At 65.2% G+C, this 20,167-nt stretch carries 20 protein-coding genes; 12 read left to right on the forward strand and 8 right to left on the reverse strand.

What is annotated here, in order from left to right; genetic code table 11:
• Positions 1-85: 85 nt before the first annotated feature.
• Positions 86-685: a DUF3043 domain-containing protein gene (locus HNO80_RS14810; RefSeq protein WP_175323623.1), complete on the reverse strand. Its 600-nt coding sequence runs from the start codon at positions 683-685 to the stop codon at positions 86-88.
• A gap of 176 nt (positions 686-861) precedes the next feature.
• Here HNO80_RS14810 and HNO80_RS14815 point away from each other — a divergent pair, with 176 nt between their 5' ends.
• The 5 genes from HNO80_RS14815 to HNO80_RS14835 all read left to right on the forward strand — a co-directional run bounded on the left by HNO80_RS14815 (position 862) and on the right by HNO80_RS14835 (position 6,111).
• Positions 862-2,286 carry a dipeptidase gene (locus tag HNO80_RS14815; protein WP_175323624.1) on the forward strand — a complete coding sequence of 475 codons (1,425 nt, stop codon included), beginning with the start codon at positions 862-864 and terminating at the stop codon, positions 2,284-2,286.
• A gap of 222 nt (positions 2,287-2,508) precedes the next feature.
• Positions 2,509-2,898: a HesB/IscA family protein gene (locus tag HNO80_RS14820; protein WP_138769282.1), complete on the forward strand. Its 390-nt coding sequence runs from the start codon at positions 2,509-2,511 to the stop codon at positions 2,896-2,898.
• Positions 2,899-3,103: 205 nt separating this feature from the next.
• Positions 3,104-3,976, forward strand: coding sequence for an aa3-type cytochrome oxidase subunit II (gene ctaC, locus HNO80_RS14825; RefSeq protein ID WP_175323625.1), 873 nt, complete (start codon positions 3,104-3,106; stop codon positions 3,974-3,976).
• Positions 3,977-3,988: 12 nt separating this feature from the next.
• On the forward strand, positions 3,989-5,713 hold the full coding sequence (gene ctaD / locus HNO80_RS14830) for an aa3-type cytochrome oxidase subunit I (RefSeq protein WP_175323626.1): 1,725 nt from the start codon (positions 3,989-3,991) through the stop codon (positions 5,711-5,713).
• A complete protein-coding gene (locus HNO80_RS14835; protein WP_175323627.1) occupies positions 5,710-6,111 on the forward strand; it encodes a cytochrome c oxidase subunit 4 in 402 nt (133 codons plus the stop codon). Before ctaD ends, HNO80_RS14835 begins: the two co-directional genes overlap by 4 nt.
• A 91-nt stretch (positions 6,112-6,202) precedes the next feature.
• On the opposite strand, the gene HNO80_RS14840 is transcribed toward HNO80_RS14835, so the two are convergent.
• Entirely contained in the window at positions 6,203-6,493 is a 291-nt protein-coding gene (locus HNO80_RS14840; protein ID WP_175323628.1) for an HPr family phosphocarrier protein, read from the reverse strand.
• A gap of 228 nt (positions 6,494-6,721) precedes the next feature.
• Between HNO80_RS14840 and HNO80_RS14845 the strand changes: the two genes are divergently transcribed.
• Positions 6,722-7,489: a GntR family transcriptional regulator gene (locus HNO80_RS14845; RefSeq protein WP_175323679.1), complete on the forward strand. Its 768-nt coding sequence runs from the start codon at positions 6,722-6,724 to the stop codon at positions 7,487-7,489.
• A gap of 79 nt (positions 7,490-7,568) precedes the next feature.
• Here the strand turns inward: HNO80_RS14845 and qcrB are convergent, their stop codons facing one another.
• The 4 genes from qcrB to ctaE form a co-directional block, all read right to left on the reverse strand.
• Entirely contained in the window at positions 7,569-9,248 is a 1,680-nt protein-coding gene (gene qcrB, locus HNO80_RS14850) for a cytochrome bc1 complex cytochrome b subunit (protein ID WP_175323629.1), read from the reverse strand.
• On the reverse strand, positions 9,226-10,296 hold the full coding sequence (qcrA, locus tag HNO80_RS14855) for a cytochrome bc1 complex Rieske iron-sulfur subunit (RefSeq protein WP_175323630.1): 1,071 nt from the start codon (positions 10,294-10,296) through the stop codon (positions 9,226-9,228). Before qcrA ends, qcrB begins: the two co-directional genes overlap by 23 nt.
• A 101-nt stretch (positions 10,297-10,397) precedes the next feature.
• Complete coding sequence (gene qcrC, locus HNO80_RS14860; RefSeq protein WP_138769290.1) at positions 10,398-11,186, reverse strand: cytochrome bc1 complex diheme cytochrome c subunit; 789 nt, start codon at positions 11,184-11,186, stop codon at positions 10,398-10,400.
• A gap of 87 nt (positions 11,187-11,273) precedes the next feature.
• The gene (gene ctaE, locus HNO80_RS14865; protein ID WP_217500973.1) at positions 11,274-11,948 is read right to left on the reverse strand and encodes an aa3-type cytochrome oxidase subunit III; all 675 of its coding nucleotides are present in this window, start codon (positions 11,946-11,948) and stop codon (positions 11,274-11,276) included.
• 112 nt (positions 11,949-12,060) lie between these two features.
• On the opposite strand from ctaE, the gene trpD reads away from it, so the two are divergent.
• Entirely contained in the window at positions 12,061-13,119 is a 1,059-nt protein-coding gene (gene trpD / locus HNO80_RS14870; protein ID WP_175323632.1) for an anthranilate phosphoribosyltransferase, read from the forward strand.
• 40 nt (positions 13,120-13,159) lie between these two features.
• Here trpD and HNO80_RS14875 read toward each other — a convergent pair whose 3' ends face one another.
• Positions 13,160-13,441: an Lrp/AsnC family transcriptional regulator gene (locus HNO80_RS14875; RefSeq protein ID WP_146337532.1), complete on the reverse strand. Its 282-nt coding sequence runs from the start codon at positions 13,439-13,441 to the stop codon at positions 13,160-13,162.
• 87 nt (positions 13,442-13,528) lie between these two features.
• Positions 13,529-13,945 carry a DUF3054 domain-containing protein gene (locus HNO80_RS14880; RefSeq protein WP_175323633.1) on the reverse strand — a complete coding sequence of 139 codons (417 nt, stop codon included), beginning with the start codon at positions 13,943-13,945 and terminating at the stop codon, positions 13,529-13,531.
• 197 nt (positions 13,946-14,142) lie between these two features.
• Here HNO80_RS14880 and HNO80_RS14885 point away from each other — a divergent pair, with 197 nt between their 5' ends.
• The 5 genes from HNO80_RS14885 to HNO80_RS14905 all read left to right on the forward strand — a co-directional run bounded on the left by HNO80_RS14885 (position 14,143) and on the right by HNO80_RS14905 (position 19,552).
• Complete coding sequence (locus HNO80_RS14885) at positions 14,143-16,326, forward strand: DUF4082 domain-containing protein (protein WP_175323634.1); 2,184 nt, start codon at positions 14,143-14,145, stop codon at positions 16,324-16,326.
• 18 nt (positions 16,327-16,344) lie between these two features.
• A complete protein-coding gene (locus tag HNO80_RS14890; protein ID WP_175323635.1) occupies positions 16,345-16,923 on the forward strand; it encodes a cysteine hydrolase family protein in 579 nt (192 codons plus the stop codon).
• 55 nt (positions 16,924-16,978) lie between these two features.
• Positions 16,979-17,512 (forward strand): GNAT family N-acetyltransferase, encoded by a 534-nt coding sequence (locus tag HNO80_RS14895; protein ID WP_175323636.1) that lies wholly within the window; start codon positions 16,979-16,981, stop codon positions 17,510-17,512.
• 224 nt (positions 17,513-17,736) lie between these two features.
• Entirely contained in the window at positions 17,737-18,342 is a 606-nt protein-coding gene (locus tag HNO80_RS14900; protein ID WP_175323637.1) for a hypothetical protein, read from the forward strand.
• Positions 18,343-18,712: 370 nt separating this feature from the next.
• On the forward strand, positions 18,713-19,552 hold the full coding sequence (locus HNO80_RS14905) for a methyltransferase family protein (protein ID WP_349627367.1): 840 nt from the start codon (positions 18,713-18,715) through the stop codon (positions 19,550-19,552).
• Positions 19,553-20,167 lie beyond the last annotated feature (615 nt).

Consider the following 20,167-nt stretch of genomic DNA (forward strand, 5'->3'; position numbering starts at 1 on the left):
GCCCTCGCAGCCTAGGCTCTTACTTAGCCAGTCCAACTTTCAGGGACCAGTTCATAAACTGCCGGGGGCTTTTCGATGGCCGGATTCAGGCGGGGAAGTCGCCGCGCTTGACCTGGGGCTTGGGAAGGCGGAGGCGGCGGAACTGCAGGGAGCGCATGGAGCCGTACCAGACGGTGCCCCGCTCCACCTCACCGAACTTCTCGGCCAGGCGCTTCTTGAGCTTCCGGGACAGGATGAAGACGTCCACGAAGACGGCCAGGAACATGACCCAGAAACCGCCAAGGACGTAGATCATCTGTTCGCTGCTCGCCGGGACCAGCAGGGAGATGATCACGAAGACGAGGGCGCCGAACATCAGGTATTCGCCAAGGCTGAAACGGGCGTCCACGTAGTCGCGGGCGAAGCGCTTCTGCGGCCCCTTGTCGCGCAGCGGCAGGAACTTCTCGTCACCGGTATCCATGGCCTGGCGCATCTTGAGGCGCTGGTCCGCGATCGCCGTGCGCTCGGCCGCCCGGGAGGCCTTGCGGTCCTCCGGAACCAAGGGGCGCTTGCGGGCAGCCACCTGGGCGCTCCGCTTGGGCGTGGGTGCGCCCTTGCCGATGGCGGCGTCCCGGGCTGCTGCCTCGGCCACCTGCTGGTCAACTACGTCCTGCGCCAGGGGCGCTTCCTTTTTACGTCCAAACACCCCTAAAGAATACCCTGCGGCGGCGCGCCCGAGACCCAGCCCACACCCGGCCGGGAGCGCGGTGATCCCAGCCGCAAATCGCGCCGTTGTCAGCGCCGGGGGAGACGCGTCCCGGGCCGCCGCCGGAGCGCCGTGGCGCATTTGTCGTGATGCCGGACACGGGTAGTGTTTTGGCCATGACTTCATCACCCGCGGGGACCCCGCAGCCCTCAGCCGTCGGCTCCATCGATGCCGCCGCCCTCCGCCAGGCCGTTACCGAATCCTTTGACGCCACCGTCGAGCAGTTGAAGGCGCTCGTTGCGATCCCGGGCATCGCCTGGCCCAGCTTCGATCCTGCTCCGCTGAACGCCAGCGCCGACGCCGTCGCCGAACTGGTCCGCGCCAGCGGGTTCGGGGACGTCCGGATCCTGCGCTGCGACAAGGAGGATGGCACCCCCGGCGGGCCCGCCGTCGTCGCACGCCGCCCCGCCGCAGCCGGCAAGCCCACCATCCTGCTCTATGCCCACCACGACGTCCAGCCGACCGGCGACCTCGCGCTCTGGGAAACCGAGCCGTTCACCGCCGTCGAACGCGACGGCCGCCTCTACGGCCGCGGCGCCGCGGATGACAAGGCAGGGATCCTGGCCCACGTCGCCGCCTACTCCGCCGTGACCCGGGTGCTGGGGGAGGAACTGGGCCTGGGCGTGACCTTCTTCTTCGAAGGCGAGGAAGAAGCAGGCTCACCCACGTTCCGTTCCTTCCTGGAAACCCACCAGGAACTGCTGCGCTCCGACGTGATCGTCGTCGCCGATTCGTCCAACTGGAAGGTCGGCATCCCGGCCCTCACCACCAGCCTGCGCGGCCTGGTGGACGGCACCATCGAGGTCAAGGTGCTGGACCACGCCGTCCACTCCGGCATGTTCGGCGGCCCCGTGCTGGATGCCCCGACCCTGCTGGCGCAGCTGATCGCCACCCTGCACGACGACGAAGGCAGCGTGGCGATCGAGGGACTCGTCAGCCGTGACGACGCCGAAGTCGACCTCACCGAAGAGGAGTACCGCAAGGACGCCTCCGTGCTCGACGGCGTCAAGCTGGCCGGCACCGGCACCATCGCCTCGCGCATGTGGACCAAGCCCGCACTGTCCATCATCGGCTTCGACGCCCCCGCCGTGGACGTCGCCTCCAACACCCTGCTGCCGCGTGCCCGTGCCAAGTTCAGCCTGCGGCTCGCCCCCGGCCAGGACCCGGCCGAGGCCATGGAAGCGGTACGCCGGCACGTCGAGACCCACGCGCCGTTCGGCGCCGAGGTGGTGTTCACCCCGGGGGAGAGCGGCAACGCCTTCCTCACGGACACCACCTCCACCGCCGCCGGCATGGCGATGTGGGCGCTCGGTGAGGCCTGGGGCGTGCCGGCCGTCGAGACCGGGATCGGCGGTTCCATCCCGTTCATCGCCGACCTGACCGAGCTGTACCCGGACGTGCAGATCCTGGTCACCGGCGTGGAGGACCCCGATTCGCGGGCGCACAGCGCCAACGAGTCGCTCCACCTCGGCGACTTCCGGAACGCAATCGTGGCCGAGGCGTTCCTGCTGGCCCGGTTGAACGCGGAAGGCCTGGCCTGAGCGGGAGGCGCCTGCGGCTGGACCGCCGGCTGGATCTCCGGCTGGATCTCCGGCTCTGCCGGGTGGGCGTTTCCGGGGAACATCCAGCCGGCGTTGACGGTTACGTCAGGAGTTAGAGCTACACGTCTGATCGACGTAGCATGTAGCTATAGCCCATACCGTTTAAGTAGGGGCGGGCACCGCGCAGGCGGAGCCGCCACGACCGTCGTAAGAAGGTAGGCCATGAGCACTACAACCAATGAAAACAGCGCCGACACCACCGTCCAGGCGGACCAGGAACTGGCCAGCCACGAGGTCCAGCTGACCGATGTGGCCGCCGGCAAGGTCCGCAGCCTGCTGGAACAGGAAGGCCGCACTGATCTTCGGCTCCGCGTTGCCGTGCAGCCGGGCGGTTGTTCCGGGCTGATCTACCAGCTGTACTTCGATGAGCGGCTCCTCGAGGGCGACGCCGTCCGAGACTACGACGGCGTCGAGGTCGTTGTCGACAAGATGAGCGTCCCCTACCTCAGCGGCGCGAGCATCGACTTCGAGGACACCATCTCGAAGCAGGGCTTCACCATCGACAACCCGAATGCGGGAGGATCCTGCGCCTGCGGGGACTCCTTCCACTAAGGCCTAAGGCCGGGCAATCAGCCCGGCCTTAGTGCCGTCCAAGGGACGGTCGCCGGAACCGCCGAAAACTCCATCGAGGCACGGCGCGGACATGTGGGCGAAAACTCGCGGGGAGCGGTAAGCTCTACATCGAGTAGTAAAACTTTTAGTGTGCCCGGAACGCCGACGGCGGCCGGGCGACAGCAACAAGTAGGAAGGGCCGTCTGTGAGTTCGCAGAACCGAACCGGCAGCCGACGCAAACAGATCACTACGATCACTGGCTTGGCACTAGCCGGCGCGTTGGCTTTGACTGGATGTTCACCAGAGGTACAGAAAGGGTGGCTGCCCACTGAGCGTGGCACCACCAACCACACTGACCGCATCATGGACCTCTGGGTCAACTCATGGATTGCCGCGCTGGTCGTCGGCATCATTACCTGGGGCTTGTTGATCTGGTGCATCGTCGCTTACCGGCGGCGGAAGGGCACCGTAGGGTTCCCCCGCCAGAACAGTTTCAACCTGCCCCTCGAGGTCTTCTACCTGACGATCCCGCTCTTCATGGTCCTGGTGTTCTTCTACTTCACCGACCGCGACCAGCAGGCGATCGACAACCGTGACCAGCCGGCCGACGTCGTCGTCGACGTCCGCGCCAAGCAGTGGGCCTGGGACTTCAACTACAAGAAGGGCGACGTCGTTACCGACGACGTCCACGAGGCCGGCGTCCAGGCGCACCTCACCGGCAACAACGTGGACAAGGAAAAGCTGCCCACGCTCTACCTGCCGGTCAACAAGTCGGTTGACCTCGAGCTGAACGCCCGCGACGTCATCCACTCCTTCTGGGTTCCCGCCTTCCTGCAGAAGCGCGACATGATCCCGGGCAAGACCAACTACATCCGGTTCACCCCCACCAAAGAGGGAACCTACGACGGCAAATGTGCCGAACTCTGTGGTGAGTACCACTCCGAAATGCTGTTCCGCGTGAAGGTTGTCTCCGATTCGGAGTTCAAGGCCCACCTGGACCAGCTCCGCCAGGACGGCAACACCGGACTGCTCGGCGAAGAGTACGACCGCAACCCGGCCCCGACCGAGAACAAGTAAGGGGAGCGCGACGTGGCAACGACCTACTCTCAGCCCTCCGGGATCCTTGAGGCTCCCGTAGTACCCAAATCCAAGGGGCGCATCGTCGTCAACTGGATCACCTCCACCGACCACAAGACCATCGGGTACATGTACCTGATCGCGTCCTTCGTGTTCTTCTGCTTCGGCGGCGTCATGGCGCTGCTGATCCGTGCAGAGCTCTTCGAGCCGGGCATGCAGATCCTGCAGACCAAGGAACAGTACAACCAGCTCTTCACCATGCACGGCACCGTCATGCTGCTGATGTTCGCGACGCCGCTGTTCGCCGGCTTCGCCAACGTGATCATGCCCCTGCAGATCGGCGCCCCCGACGTCGCCTTCCCGCGGCTGAACGCGCTGGCCTTCTGGTTCTTCCTGTTCGGCTCCACGATCGCCGTCTCCGGCTTCATCACCCCGCAGGGTGCGGCGTCGTTCGGCTGGTTCGCGTACGCGCCGCTGTCCAACACGACCTTCAGCCCTGGCGTGGGCGGTGACCTCTGGGTCTTCGGCCTGGCGCTCTCCGGCTTCGGCACCATCCTCGGCGCGGTCAACTTCATCACCACGATCATCTGCATGCGCGCTCCGGGCATGACCATGTGGCGGATGCCGATCTTCACCTGGAACACCCTGGTCACCGCCATCCTGGTGCTTATGGCCTTCCCGCCCCTGGCCGCCGCCCTGTTCGCCCTTGGCGCGGACCGCCGCTTCGGCGCGCACATCTTCGATCCGGAAAACGGCGGAGCCGTCCTCTGGCAGCACCTGTTCTGGTTCTTCGGCCACCCCGAGGTGTACATCATCGCGCTGCCGTTCTTCGGCATCGTGTCCGAGATCTTCCCGGTCTTCAGCCGCAAGCCGATCTTCGGCTACAAGGGCCTGGTCTACGCGACCATCTCCATCGCCGCACTGTCCGTGACCGTGTGGGCCCACCACATGTACGTCACCGGCTCGGTCCTGCTGCCGTTCTTCTCCTTCATGACGATGCTGATCGCGGTTCCCACCGGCGTGAAGTTCTTCAACTGGATCGGCACCATGTGGCGGGGTTCCATCACCTTTGAAACCCCGATGCTCTGGAGCATCGGCTTCCTGGCGACCTTCCTCTTCGGCGGCCTGACCGGCATCATCCTGGCTTCACCGCCGCTGGACTTCCACGTGTCGGACTCCTACTTCGTCGTGGCGCACTTCCACTACGTGGTCTTCGGCACCGTGGTGTTCGCCATGTTCGCAGGCTTCTACTTCTGGTGGCCGAAGTGGACCGGCAAGATGCTCAACGAGCGCCTTGGCAAGATCCACTTCTGGATGCTCTTCCTGGGCTTCCACGGCACCTTCCTCATCCAGCACTGGCTCGGCGTCGAGGGCATGCCCCGCCGCTATGCGGACTACATGCCGCAGGACAACTTCACCTGGATGAACCAGTTCTCCACCTACTCGTCCTTCCTCCTGGGTGCTTCGCTGATCCCGTTCTTCTGGAACGTCTACATCACCTGGCGGAGCAACGAGCGGGTTACGGTCGATGACCCTTGGGGCTTCGGCGCCTCGCTCGAATGGGCGACGTCCTGCCCGCCGCCGCGGCACAACTTCACCTCGCTGCCGCGGATCCGCTCGGAGCGTCCTGCCCTGGACCTGCACCACCCGGAACTCTCCCAGTACTACACCGTCGACTCTCCTGCCCCGGCAGCAGCGGCGCTCGGTAACGCCGACCAGAAGGATCAAGCCAAGTGAAAATCGAATCACGGATTTTTGGATTCGGAGTCTTCTTCTTCATCCCGGTCTCGATGGTCTACGGTTTCCTGACCGGTTGGTCGGAGTGGGTCGGCATACTCGGAGTCCTCCTGCTCGGCGGGCTGGCTGGCATGATCGGCGCGTACCTGGGCTTCACCGGCAAGCGCGTGGGCCTGCGCCCCGAGGACCGCAGCGACGCTGAGATCCACGAAGGCGCCGGCGAACAGGGCCACTTCAGCCCTTGGAGCTGGTGGCCGCTGGTTCTCGGCCTTGCCTGCGCTGGCGGGTTCCTTGGCCTGGCCGTGGGTTTCTGGATCACGTTCATCGCCGGCGGCCTGGCCGTGGTGGCGCTCGTGGGCTGGGTTTACGAGTACAGCCGCGGTGACCACGCGCACTAGCGCCTGGCACTGACAACGACGACGGCGGGCCCCCACCATTTGGTGGGGGCCCGCCGTCGTTTGCGTATGCCCTGCGGGCCGCGTCGGCCGGTCAGCCGGACTGGGACTCGAGCAGGGCGCAGAGGTCCGTGAGGGCGCGCTCAGCGTCGGCGAGGCTCGAATCGTCCGGGACAGTCTCCGGCCGGACGGCCAGTTCCACTTCACACCCGCAGGCGAAGTCCTCGGTCATGACCTCCAGCAGCGACCGCGCATCCACGCCCGGCCTGCCGTCCTTGCTGATCGTGACGGCGAATCCGGTCTGCGTCACGGCCCGGACAAACGCGGCCGCCGGGCGGGCGTGCAGTCCGATCGAGGCCTGGACGACCGCCTTGCGTGCTGGCAATGGAACTCCCTAAAACGTCTGTCGCCGGGCTGTGCCGGCCGGGTGCTTTTTTCGCCCGCCACCGGGTCCGGAAACGACAGGCCGGCGGGGCGCATATCCAGCGTAGCCGGGGGAGAAGTTCCGGGCGAACCGGGTAGCTTGGGTGGTCTAGACCTGCCGGTAAAGTGCCCTAGGCTTAAGGCATGAACTATTGCAGCAGGCGCCTCCGTGGGCTCTAACGCGGCCCGGATGTCCGGCGACATCGACCGGAACAGCGGCACCCCCATCTACGTCCAGCTCCGCGAGATCCTCCGCGCCCACATTGCCAGCTCCTGCCCGCCGGGCTCGGCGCTTCCCTCCGAACGGGACCTCTCCGAACGGTTCGGCCTGGCCAGGATGACGGTGCGCCAGGCCATCGATGCGCTCGTGGGCGAAGAGGTGATCGAGCGCGTGGTGGGCCTTGGCACGTTCGTCCGCAAGCCGAAGCTGGACCTCCAGGTCAAACTGACCTCGTACAGCGAGGAGATGCAGCGACGCGGTATGGTCCCGGCCGCCAAGGTGCTCAGCTTCGAGCAGATCAACGCCAGCGCTTTCCTGGCCCGCGAACTGCAGCTCGAAGAGGGCACCCCGCTGGTGCGGTTCCGTCGCCTCCTGCTGGCGGACAGTGAGCCAATGAGCGTGGACGAGAACTTCATCCCCGCGCACCGCGTGCCGGGACTGCTCGACGGCGAGCCGCCGACGTCGCTCTACAACGTCCTGAGCGAGCGGTACGGCCTGGTGATGGAGTGGGGTGAGGACATGATCGAAGCGACGGCGGCGTCCCCGTCCACGGCGCGTCTGCTCAACGTGGAGGTGGGCTCACCGCTGCTGAAAATCCAGCGCCACGCCTTCGTGGCCCGCGCCATGGTCGACTACTCGGTCTCCTACTACCGGGCGGACCGCTACAAGCTCTGGGTGCCGCTGCAGCGCCCGGGCGTCCGTCCCACACGGAACTACGCCTCCGGCTACCGCCCCTGACAGGCAGCGCGGGGCCCTTGGATACGCAGAAAGGCCCGGTCCTGGTGGACCGGGCCTTTCTGTTAGCTAACGCCGTGTCTCAGTGGCTGAGGCTCTTCTGCTCCGCAGCCGGTTCGATCGACTCGTGTTCGCCGTGGTGGCCGTGTGCCGCCGCGAGTTCGGCCGGGGTTGCCGGGGCGACCCGGTCCTCGAAGAACCACTTGGAAAGCATCGCGCGGCGCTTTTCCTTGCGGTCCACGACGCCGTGGCTGTTCGGCTCGGCCGGGAGCGGCGACGGGGATTCGAAGCCGACCAGCTTGTAGCGCTTGTATTCGTTCAGCGGGGCGTGGACCTCGATGAACTCACCGTGCGGCAGCCGCACGATGCGGCCGGTTTCGCGGCCGTGCAGGGCGATTTCGCGGTCCTTGCGCTGCAGGGCCAAGGCGACGCGCTTCGTGATGATGAAGGCGAGTACCGGGCCGATGAAGAACAGGGCGCGCAACCAGTAGGTGACGTCGTTCAAAGCCACGTGGAAGTGCGTGGCGATGAGGTCGGAACCTGCAGCAGCCCACATCACGCAGTACCAGACGAAGCCGGCCATGCCGATGGCGGTGCGGGTCGGCGCGTTCCGGGGGCGGTCCAGGACGTGGTGCTCGCGGTCGTCCTTGGTGATCCAGCGTTCAATCCAGGGGTAGGTGAACATCACGGTGAACAGGATGCCCGCCGGGACCAGCGCCGGCAGCAACACGTTGAACGTGAAGACGTGGCCGAACCAGACCTGCTCGACGTGCCAGTCCCCGAAGGTGCCCGGCATCAGGCGCAAGGCGCCGTCAACGAAACCGATGTACCAGTCAGGCTGGGTACCGGCCGAGACGGGGGAGGGGTCGTAGGGACCGTAGTTCCAGATCGGGTTGATGGTGAAGAAACCGGCCATCAGCGCGACGACGCCGAACACGATGAAGAAGAAGCCGCCGGCCTTCGCCGCGTAGACCGGGCCGAGGGGGTAGCCGACGACGTTGCCGTCGTTGCGTCCCGGGCCGGGGTACTGGGTGTGCTTGTGCACGACCACCATGAACAGGTGAATGACGATCATCAGCAGGATGAGCGCGGGAACCAGCAGGATGTGGAGCATGTACAGGCGGCCGATGATCGCGGTGCCCGGGAATTCTCCGCCGAAGAGGAAGAACGAGATGTAGGTGCCGATGACCGGGATGGACTTGATCACGCCGTCGATGATGCGCAGGCCGTTGCCGGAGAGCAGGTCATCGGGGAGCGAGTAGCCGGTGAAGCCGGCGGCCATGGCCAGGATGAGCAGGACGCTGCCCACCACCCAGTTCATTTCGCGCGGCTTGCGGAAGGCGCCGGTGAAGAAGACGCGCAGCATGTGCACGGACACGGAGGCCACGAACAGCAGTGCCGACCAGTGGTGGACCTGGCGCATGAACAGGCCGCCGCGGACATCGAAGGAGATGTTCAGCGACGAGTTGTAGGCCACCGACATTTCGACGTTCTTCAGCGGCAGGTAGGAACCCTGGTAGTGGGTTTCTGCCATCGACGGGTCGAAGAAGAACGTCAGGAAGGTGCCGGAGAGCAGCAGGATGACGAAGGAGTACAGGGCCACTTCGCCGAACATGAAGGACCAGTGGTCCGGGAAGACCTTGCGGCCGAATTCCCGGAGCATTCCGGAACCGCCAACGCGCTGGTCAACAAAGTCGGTAATGCGGCCGCCCTTGGTCTTGGCGACAAAGGTGGGGGTGTCAGCTGTTGATGTTGCGCTCATGCTCATCACGCTCCCAGTAGCTAGGTCCAACAGGTTCTTTGAAGTCGCTCGTAGCGTAGAGGTAGCCCTCGTCGTCTACGGCGATGGGCAGCTGCGGGAGCGGCCGGCTGGCCGGGCCAAAGATAACCTTGCATTCCTGGGTCAGGTCGAAGGTCGACTGGTGGCACGGGCACAGCAGGTGGTGGGTCTGCTGCTCGTACAGCGCAACAGGGCAACCAACGTGGGTGCAGATCTTGGAGTAGGCAACGATTCCGTTGTAGCTCCAGTCCTCACGGCCCGGGGAGGGCTTGAGGGATTCCGGGTTCAGGCGCATGAGCAGGACGACGGACTTTGCCTTCTCGTTCAGCTTGCCTTCGTGCAGCTCGTTCAGGCCTTCCGGGATGACGTGGAAGGCGGAACCGATGGTGACGTCCGAGGCCTTGATGGGGGTGCCATCGGGGTCGCGGGTGAGTCGCTTGGTCTTGCCGTCAACCGGGGCCCACATGGTGTGAGCCAGCTTGTTGTCCGGACGCGGACCGAGGTCGCCGAAGACGGCCAGGGCCGGAAGCGGAGCAAGTGCGACGGCGCCCAGCAGGGTGTTGCGGATCAGCGGGCGGCGCTTGATGCCGGTTTCCTCGACGATGTCGTCGACGATCCGGACGGCGGCCAGGCGGTCCTCTTCGGTGCGGATGGCGTGGCGCTCTTCCGACACTTCGTGGTCCGGCATGAGGGCCTTGGCCCAGTGCACGATCCCGGTGCCGATGCCCAGCATCGCGAAGGCGGTGCCGATGCCCAGCAGGGTGTTCTGCAGCCGGATGGTGGCGATCGAGGAGTCAGCTCCAAGATCGATGGCGAAGTACGCCACCAGGAATATCAGGGTGCCAACGACGGAGGCACCGAACAGAATGGCCACCTGCCGTTCCGCTCGCTTTGCGGCCCTCGGGTCCGTGTCAGCCAGGCGCAAACGATGCGGGGGAATTCCAGGATCCTGGAACTTCTCCACCTCATTCTGACCAGCCGTAGCTACGGTGCCCGAGTGGTTCGGACTGCCGTCACTATGGTTGCCCATAATTCGCCTCATCCTTCTCTCGTCTCGACCAGTGTCGAGTTAGTTTTCAATTCAAACTGCTGACGGATCAGCAGAAAATTCTTACAGGTACCGCGGTGTGCCTAGGACGTCCGCGAAGTCAGCCAGATGGTGAAGGCGATGATGACGCCCAGGCCGGCGATCCAAACAAACAGGCCTTCGGAGACAGGACCCAGGGCGCCCAGGTCGTTGCCCCCGGGGGAGCCGTTGGCTTCGATCTGCTTCAGGAAGGTGATGATGTCACGCTTGCCTTCGGGGGAGACATTGGCGTCGGAGAAGACCGGCATGTTCTGCGGGCCGGTGACCATGGCTTCGTAGATGTGCTTGCCGGAGACGTCGGCGAGGGCCGGGGCGAACTTGCCCCGGGTCAGCGCGCCGCCGGCTGCAGCAGCGTTGTGGCACATGGCGCAGTTGGTGCGGAACAGCTCGCCACCCTTGGCGGCGTCGCCCTTCTCATCGAGGACACCTGCCTCCGGAATGGACGGGCCGGGGCCGAGCGAAGCAACGTAAGCCGCCAGCTGGTGGGTCTGCTCTTCGTTGAACTGGGCGGGCTTCTTGTACGCCTGCGGGCCGTTCATCTGCATGGGCATGCGGCCGGTGCCAACCTGGAAGTCAACGGCGGCGGCGCCGACGCCGACGAGCGACGGGCCGGCCTGCGAGCCGCTGGCACCCATGCCGTGGCAGGTGGCGCAGTTGGCGGCGAACAGCTTGCCGCCTTCTTCTGCGTCGCTTGCACTGAAGCTCGTGGTGTCGGCCTTGGCCTGGTTGACGGTGGTGGCGACGGCGTACAGCCCACCAGTGATGAGGAGGCCCATCAGCAACAGCGCAACTGCTGCCAGTGGGTGACGTCGCTTCTGCGAGAGTGCCTTCACGTGGTGGTTCCTTTATTCGATCCTGCGTTGGCTCGGGGAGCCGATTCTTGAAATTCTATCTCTTGTAGAAAGAGAGACAAGTCTTGGCTACTTAAGGACGTAGATGACCAGGAAGAGGCCGATCCATACGACGTCGACAAAGTGCCAGTAGTACGAGGTGACGATCGCGGAGGTTGCCTCAAAGTGCCCGAACTTCTTCGCCGCGAAGGAGCGTCCGATGATGAGCAGGAAGGCAATCAGGCCGCCGATAACGTGCAGGCCGTGGAACCCGGTGGTCATGTAGAACGCGGAACCGTAGGCGTTGGAAGAGAGCGAGACGTGCTCGGAGACGAGCATGGCGTACTCGGTCGCCTGGCCGGCCACGAAGAACGCACCCATGATGAATGTGAGTGTGAACCACTCGTTCATTCCCCAGCGGGTGAAGCTCAGGGGCCCGCCGAGCCTGCGCGGCTGGAGCCGTTCGGCGGCGAAGACGCCCATCTGGCAAGTAAAGGAACTGGCCACGAGGACGATCGTGTTTACGAGCGCAAAGGGGAAGTTGAGCTTGGCTGTCTCTTCGGCCCACATCTGTCCTGAAGTCGAACGGAGTGTGAAGTACATGGCAAAGAGACCGGCGAAGAACATCAACTCACTGGACAGCCAGACGACGGTTCCAACGGAAACCATGTTCGGGCGATTCAGCGTCGGGTGCGCCGGGGTACTGGGGGCATGGGTCGCAGATGTCACATAGACATTATGTCTGTAAAAGTCCGTCCTGCCCAACGCAAACCGCGTTTCGGGGCGACTTTTTCTACAAAGACGCGAAATCGCGCGGAAAAGTTCCCGGGCCCCTTCGCATTGGGCATTGCAGCCCCCGGCTCGATAGCATCGGAACGTGACTTCTCAGGCATCTGCACAGGCTGTAGGCAAGACTTGGCCGCGCCTCATTGGCGCCCTCATCCACGGCACGGACCTCACCGCCGGCGATACTGAGTGGGCGATGAACTCCATCATGTCCGGCGAGGCGACCCCCGCCCAGGTGGCCGGCTTCCTGGTGGCGCTGCGCGCCAAGGGCGAAACGGTGGAAGAACTCACGGGCCTCGTCGAGGCGATGATCAACTCGGCCAACCCGATCGAGATCGCCGGTGAGAAGCTGGACATTGTCGGAACCGGCGGCGATCAGCTCAACACGATCAACATCTCCACGATGGCGGCCTTGGTCTCGGCAGGCGCCGGCGCGAAGGTGGTCAAGCACGGCGGCAGGGCGTCCTCGTCGACCTCGGGCTCCGCCGACGTGCTGGAAGCGCTGGGCGTCCGGCTGGACTTGCCCATTGAACGCGTCGCCAGAAACGCCGAGGAGGCCGGCATCACGTTCTGCTTCGCCCAGGTCTTCCACCCTTCAATGCGGTATGCCGCCGTCGCGCGCCGCGAGCTGGGTGTGCCCACGGCGTTCAACTTCCTGGGGCCGATGACCAACCCCGCGCACGTCCAGGCGTCCGCCGTCGGCGTCGCGAATGAACGGATGGCGCCGCTGGTGGCCGGCGTGCTCGCCAAGCGCGGCAGCCGCGGCCTGGTTTTCCGGGGCAACGACGGGCTGGACGAGTTGACCACCACCGGCCCGTCCAGGATCTGGGAGATCCGTCACGGCGAAGTGGCTGAGCAAGTTTTTGACCCGCGCGAACTGGGAATCCGGCAGGCGACCGTGGAGGAACTGCGCGGCGGCGACGCTGCGGCCAATGCCGCCGTCGTCCGTGCGGTGCTGGCCGGCGAACCCGGGCCTGCGCGGGATGCCGTGCTGCTCAACGCCGCGGCCGGCCTCGTTTCCTTTGACCTGGACGCCTCGGGCCCGCTGACCGACCGGATGGCCGCGGCGATGAAGCGGGCCGAGGAGTCCGTCGAGTCGGGCGCGGCAGCTGCGGTGCTGGACCGCTGGGTCGCACTGTCCCGCGACTAACTTCCTTCCGGCTGGCTGCGCTCCCCGCCCGCTGGACTGGCTACTGTTCGAAGCCCAGGGCGAACGCCGCGTCGAGGTCGTGCTGCGAGTAGGCCCGGAAGGCGATGTGCGTGGTGGTGTGCACCACGGCCGGGACCTTGGAGAGCTTGTCCGCGATGACGTCGGCGAGTTCCTCGTGCTTGGCGACGCGTGCGATCGCGATCAGGTCCCATTCGCCGGTCACGGAATAGACCTCGCTGATGCCGGGAATCGCGGAGATTTTTTCAGCCGTCTCCGGGATGGCGGAAGCGTCTGTCTTGATCAGGACGAAAGCGGTGATCACGTGGGGGCCTTTCGGATCTGTTGCGCCGTTGCTGGCTTGTTGATTGGCCCCATTGAGGCCGTGCCATCTGCTTGCAAGCCTAGTGCATCAGCCCAGCCGGCGCCGTGCCCGGAAACGCCGTGTGGCCGCGAAGAGCAGACGGTAGCCGAGCAGGAAAACGGCCAGGCTGAGCAGCGCCACGATCACGAACGGCAGCACCACAACTTGTCCGGTGAGGGCCCTGAGCAGCATGCCTACCGCCACCGTGCCGAGCCAGACCGCGACGCCGGCCGGCCACAGCGCCAGGGGTGCCCGCCAAAGGCGCAGGGCGAGCCATGCCACGGCGGCACCGGCGAGAAACGGCCAGGCCGTCGCCAGGACCCCGGTGATGATCTCGCCTCGCTGATGGGCGTCGCGTCCGATCGCGGCGAAGAGCAGGATCAGGACCGCGTCGGCGGCGGCGGCCAGCAGGGCGGTTCGTGCGGTCGACGGCGGGTGGGGGACTGGGGCAGTGTTGGCTGGCATGCTTTTAGCCTAGCCGCGCCCCGATGCTGGCATGAGGTTCCTGCGTGGCCTCTTCGCGAGGGGTCCAAAAAATCTTTGCCTGCCACCTCCCTCTATTGTGAAGCAGCATGTTACTCTCCCGTACATAAGTCGCATTGGGGTGTGACTTCTGACGGCAGGGGAAGGCTGAGATGACCGATCGGAAGTATGCACTTGACATGCGCAATCCATGGCGCTGGGGGGCTGCCGTTGCGGCGGCTGCACTGGTCAGCGGCGCCCTGTTGCCCGTTGGCTCCGCTGCGCTGGCAGCTGAGGATGGAACCAGTGCTTCGGCCTGGGACTGCTCGTCGGGCTTCGTGGCACTGACCTTCGATGACGGACCCAACGTCTTCAACGAGGACCGCACCAGTTGGATCTTGGACACCCTGCGCGATTATGGCGTCCACGCCACGTTCTTCATCCTAGGAGAACGGGTCGCCGATCCTAACCAGCCCACCCGACCTGATCTCGTGCGCCGGGAAGCTGCTGAAGGCCACACGGTTGCCAATCACACGTGGGACCACCCGGATCTGACCAAGTTGAGCACCGGCGACGTGCAGTCGCAGCTGTCTCGCGACAACGACGCGATCACCGCGGCAGGCGCACCCCGGCCCACGTTCTTCAGGCCACCTTACGGCTACACCAATGACAACGTTGCCGCGGTGGGCGAGTCCTTGGGCCTTCGGCAAGTGATCTGGGACGTTAACAAGGGTGACACAGCGGCGACCAGCACGTCCGCGGTTTCCGATCCGGTCCTGGCGGCCGTTCGTTCCGGGAGTGTGGTCGTCCTTCACGACTGGGCTCCGCACACGGCCGAGGCGCTGCCGGCAATCCTCGACGGTCTGAAGTCCCGGCAGCTTTGCCCGGGGCTGCTGAACCGCACCACTGCCTACAACGCACAACTGCGCAGCTATGTGTCTGTCGTGGCCGATCCGAACGGGCCTAACAGTTCGAGCCCCCGGCAATGTCCCTGCAGTATTTTCAAGTCCCTTCAAGTCCCGAGTCTCGCAGCAAGTTCTGCCACCGGCCCGCACGAGCTGGGCGTGCGGTTTGCTGCTGATGTCCCCGGGGTCATCACCGCTATCCGGTTCTACAAGGCCGCGGTGAACACCGGGCCACACCCTGTTCGCCTGTGGTCCAGCAGCGGGCAGTTGCTCGGGTCCGCAGTCGCACAAAGCGAGACCAGCTCCGGCTGGCAACAGGTCGACATCCCCGGCGGCGTCCACGTCGAGGCGGCGACGCAATACATTGCCTCCTACTCGGCGCCGGCCGGCCGCTTCGCTCAAGACGTCAACTTCTTCGCCTCCGACGCGGGCTCCCCGCCCGTCCGGGGACTGGCCAGCGTCGCCGGGGCGGGCAACGGCGTCTACGCCACTGCGACAGGAACCTTCCCCGCCCACACCTATGCGGCCAGCAACTACTGGGTGGATGTGGTTTTCGTCCCGGACGGCTCCGCACCGACAGTCGCCGCGGCAGATGACACGGGGGCCACGGCTTTCCAGACGGTGCTCTCGGTGCCGGCACCCGGTGTGCTCTCCAACGACACCGGGAGCGGATTGGCCGTCTCGGCTTGGACCCAGCCCTCACACGGTTCGGTGAACATGACGTCCACGGGTGGTTACAGTTACACGCCGGCAGCGGGCTTCTCCGGAGCAGACGCTTTCACTTATACCGTCACCGACACGGCAGGAAGGACGGCGTCCGCCACCGTGCGGATCACCGTGTCCGCACCGGTGAACGTCATCGCCCGTGACAGTTTCACACGCGTTGGCACCGGCGGCTGGGGCAGCGCGGATCTCGGCGGCGCCTGGTCACCGAACAACTCGGCGCTCAGCCTGGACGGTCAGCGGGGGGTGGTAAGGCTTGCCGCCGGGCAGACCCGCCAAGTGTTCCTGAACGGTGTCAGCGTAAGGGACACCGACGCGACGGCCACGCTCCGACTGGATGCGGTGCCGGGGGGAAGCGGAGCGTACGCCAGCCTGGTGGCGCGCCACGTTGCCCCCACGGTCGAATACCGCGGGACGGCCAGGGTGCAGGGGAATGGCACGGTTAGCGCCCTCATCTACAGGATGAACGGCACCGAACCCGAGACCGTCATAGGACGGGAAATCCAAATCCCCGGGTTGTCCGCCGCGCCGGGGTCTACGCTCTCACTTCGGTTGAAAGCGGTGGGTACCGGTCCCACAACGCTCAGCCTCACCGTGTGGCAGGCGGGTTCGAATGAACCCTCGCCGCAGGTGACGGCGAACGACAGTACCGCAGCCCTGCAGACTGCCGGTGTGCCTGGGGTGACTGCTGGGCTGTCTTCCAAGAACGGGCCAACAAGCATCCGGTACAGCTTCGACGACCTTGTCATTCGCTAGTGGATCCAGGAAGCGACCATGACCACGCTGCCCGGCAGAGCCAACACGGCCTTGATGGTGATCGATGTGCAGAACGGCGTGGTTGAGGGTGTTCACCGGCGCGACAGCGTGATCGCAAACATCGCTGAGCTCGTGGACATGGCCCGGGCCGCGGAGGTCCCGATTGTCTGGGTTCAGCATTCCGACGCCCAGTTGGAACGGGGGAGTGAGGCCTGGAAGTACGTCCCGGAGTTGTTCCGGCGGGATGCTGAACCGCTGGTGCATAAGTCCTACGGCGATTCCTTCGAGGGAACCGATCTTGAAGAGGTCCTCGCCGCCGCCGGCGTGGGGCGCCTGCTGGTAGCGGGGGCTCAGACGGACGAATGCATCAGGTCCACGATCCATGGAGCGTTTGTGCGCGGTTACGACGTCACCCTCGTGGCCGACGCCCACAGTACCGAGGACCTAACGGCCTGGGGCGCCCCGCCGCCGGAGCTGGTTATTGCGCACACGAACCTCTACTGGCAGAACCAAACGGCTCCCGGGCGTACTGCGGCGGTAGTGCCGACCAAAGAGGTGACCTTCGACGCCGCCGGCGCCACGACCGCCGACGGATGACACCCCGGGTTGCAATGACGGGCTCTGACGCCGGCCGCTGGCCTACGATCGTGGGATGGCTAGCCTCATCGTTCCGGACGTAAGTTACCACTCCACCTGGCTGGAGGGATCAGCAGAATTCGACGGCGCCCACAGGGACGGCGCCGGCGGTGAGGACTGGAGCCTGGAAGAACTCAGGGATCCTCGGTCATTCCGCCGCTTTGTCGACGCGCTCGTCGACGACGCGTTGCCGGAGAGCCCCCGGAAACCGGGGTACGTGCCGTGCACCTACTTGTGGATCGTGGACGGTGAAACATTCCTGGGCTCACTGGCGATCAGGCACGAGCTCAACGATTGGCTCCTCAACGAGGGCGGCCACATCGGCTACAGCGTGAGGCCATCCGGCAGGCGCCGCGGGCACGCCGCGAAGGCACTGGCCGATGCCCTGCCGGTGGCGAAGGAACTTGGAATCTCCCGGGTCCTGATCACCTGCGACGAGGACAACGCCGGCTCCAGGGCGACCATCGAAAGGAACGGCGGCCGCTACGAGGACACCCGCAACGGCAAGCGGCGCTACTGGGTGGACACCGCCGAGCAGGGCGTCGCCTGAAGTTTTTCCGCTGCGTCTGTAACTCCTGGCCATGCCCGGGAAACCTTATATCTAGCGGGATGTTGAGCCCGCCTTCACAGATATTGGGGGGGGTACTGAAAATGAAATCCAATCGCGCCACAGTCTTCACGGCCGCCACCGTGACAAGTCTTGCCGTCAGCCTGTTACTTGCCGGCTGCGGATCACAGCCGGGGGCTGCTCCTGGCGCCGCGCCACAGATGGCAGTGACAGACACAACCAATACCTCGTCGGTGCTGGCCGTCGCGCCGGCGTCCAGTGCGTCGGGAACCTCTGCCGGCCCGACGGCGGCAAAGCACGCACCCAGCGAGCTGAAAACCTTCACGTTCCCGGACGGGCATATCTCCTTCGCCTACCCGGCGACGTGGACCGTGCGAACCGTGGCCCCACCCGCCGGACTACCCGGAATCGAAGCGATCGTCGCGGACGCTGCGGGCCATGACCTGCTCTCTCTGGCCAATGGAGTCACCGCGGGCTGTGCCGGCGGTCCCGTATCGCGCCGAGTGTTCGATCAGGCGGCGGTCCCGGGAATGACCGCCCCGGACGGCACGGAGCCCGTCTTCGGGTTCGCGGTGGAATCCTACGGAGCGGGCGATGCCTACAACATGGGCCTGGTCGATCCCCGGTCCCTGAAGCCGGGCGACGGCGTCCCGTCATGGTGCAACCTCGTGTCGACCGCCAACGGCGGGCTGTTCACCCGTGTCATTTTCGACGACCCCGCGTTCCCGAACAGGGGAGCAGCCAGAGCCTGGATGGCAACCGACCAATACGCCCAGCTCAAAGCGCTACTGGTAAGCCTGGACTACAGCTGATACCCGTGCTGGGTTGACATGTAGTTCGCAGGACGACGACGTCGACAGCGGTTTGAGTTGGACGCGGAGAACTGCGCAGGCAAGCCCGCCGGGTGGGGTACCGGCGTGCTTTCCTGCAGCAGGGCCTTGTCGTAGTCTCCGTCAGTGGCAATCGATAGGTAGGCTGATGCCAACTTCGTCGTCCACACGACCAGGGCACGTCCGTGCGGCCGGCCGATGACGCTCAAAGAATGCTATGCAGGTGAGGATAAGGACGACTATTGCCTGGGGTGGGTCGGTGACGCGCTTAGTTCGGTGGGGACGGGCATATTTCGCCTTCCAGGCTCTTGCCGGTGCGTCCTGGTGGGCCGCGGTTTTCGCATCGCCGATGGTGCGTGAGGCGACCCTCGGCAATCTCGACTCTGTTGCCGTCGCAGTCTTCGACATTCCACTGTTCGTCGTGGCCTCGGCCATGGCGGCTTTCGGGGTTCGGGCCGCAGCAGTCGTGAGTGCCGGCTGGACCGGCGTTGTCGCCGTCGTGCTGGCGGCATATGCCTCGATTACAGCCGAAGCGGGCTGGGGCGTACTGAGCATGGGTGCTGCCACCGCTGGTTCACTGATCGCGCTTTGCGCGGTCTTGCTAGGCCGCATACCGACAGCGTGGATCATCCGCGGCCCGTTCGCGTTCCGTCCCGCCACCAGGCGCCGGACCGCGGCCGGCCATCTGGCCACAACATTCGGGCAGATCGTCGTCTTTTGGAGCTTCTTCCTGGCGGTGATTCCTCTTGCCATCTTGTTCCTCGAACGACGCTTGGCGCTGGCGCTCCCGTTTCCGCCGTTTACCGCTCCAGCCGGTGCTGTGGTTCTCGTGCTGGCCAGCGCCCTCGGCCTCTGGTCGGCAGTAGTCATGTCAACGCGGGGGCACGGCACGCCGTTGCCGTCAGCGATGCCCAACCGCCTGGTCATCGCGGGTCCGTACCGCTGGATTCGCAATCCGATGGCCGTCGCCGGCATTGTCCAAGGCGCCGCGGTCGGCCTGATCATGCAGTCGTGGCTCGTCATCGCCTACGCGATCGCCGGCTCGCTGGTGTGGAACTATGCCGTCAGGCCGCTGGAGGAATCCGACCTCAGGGAACGGTTCGGGGACGAATATCAGCAATACCGCGACACGGTGCGCTGCTGGCTCCCTCGGCTACCGAGAGCACAGCGCCGTCAGACGAGTTCACCGTAGCCGCCGGTGAGCCTGACCACCACCGAGGCGGCGGCGCTCTGTGGGTCCGAGCCCGGGAGAGAGGGCTCCGGGAACGCCCGGCGTAGGCTGAGCCCACGAATCCTTTGCTCCGGCGCCGCCTGGCGGCTGGCCTGTGGGCCGGGGCGATCTTGCCGCGCCGGACAGCCTGCTGCCGCACCTTGGCGGTCTCATTGCGGTTCCTGCGGCAATTACGGGGTTGATTGTCGGACTGCCGGTCGTACACCCGGGGAGGGATTACCAGGAGCCGCTCCTGTAGGGCTTTTCGCGTTACTTTACATAATGTTGATTATCGGCGTTACGGTGAGCGGTCGGAAGAAGGCTTCCGCCGGACGGGCCGCGGCTGCTGTCCGTCGTCTGCGCCATCCTCTGCGCCGCGACGTTGATGCTGGGATGAAGCTGCCACAGCGATTGGCCTTGGGTTGCCGAAGGCATTCCAACTCTGGATGCGCCAGGACGGTGCCTAAGCCCGCGGATTTGCTGACGATGTGATGGATTGGCTGCAAATCCATATTTCTCACGCATGGTCGCTCTGTTATTAGCCAAACTAGTCTCAGTTCACCGGCAAGCGTCGTTTCTGACCCGCCAGACAGATTC

It is taken from the genome of Arthrobacter sp. C9C5 (assembly GCF_013359735.1).
Lineage (GTDB): Bacteria > Actinomycetota > Actinomycetes > Actinomycetales > Micrococcaceae > Arthrobacter.

Excerpts from the sequence above, each read along its gene's own strand:
- HNO80_RS14815 (WP_175323624.1), top strand. The coding sequence starts at position 862 with ATGACTTCATCACCCGCGGGGACCCCGCAGCCCTCAGCCGTCGGCTCC.
- HNO80_RS14820 (WP_138769282.1), top strand. The coding sequence starts at position 2,509 with ATGAGCACTACAACCAATGAAAACAGCGCCGACACCACCGTCCAGGCG.
- HNO80_RS14845 (WP_175323679.1), top strand. The coding sequence starts at position 6,722 with ATGTCCGGCGACATCGACCGGAACAGCGGCACCCCCATCTACGTCCAG.
- qcrB (WP_175323629.1), bottom strand. The coding sequence starts at position 9,248 with ATGAGCGCAACATCAACAGCTGACACCCCCACCTTTGTCGCCAAGACC.
- qcrA (WP_175323630.1), bottom strand. The coding sequence starts at position 10,296 with ATGGGCAACCATAGTGACGGCAGTCCGAACCACTCGGGCACCGTAGCT.
- HNO80_RS14880 (WP_175323633.1), bottom strand. The coding sequence starts at position 13,945 with ATGCCAGCCAACACTGCCCCAGTCCCCCACCCGCCGTCGACCGCACGA.
- HNO80_RS14885 (WP_175323634.1), top strand. The coding sequence starts at position 14,143 with ATGCGCAATCCATGGCGCTGGGGGGCTGCCGTTGCGGCGGCTGCACTG.
- HNO80_RS14890 (WP_175323635.1), top strand. The coding sequence starts at position 16,345 with ATGACCACGCTGCCCGGCAGAGCCAACACGGCCTTGATGGTGATCGAT.
- HNO80_RS14895 (WP_175323636.1), top strand. The coding sequence starts at position 16,979 with ATGGCTAGCCTCATCGTTCCGGACGTAAGTTACCACTCCACCTGGCTG.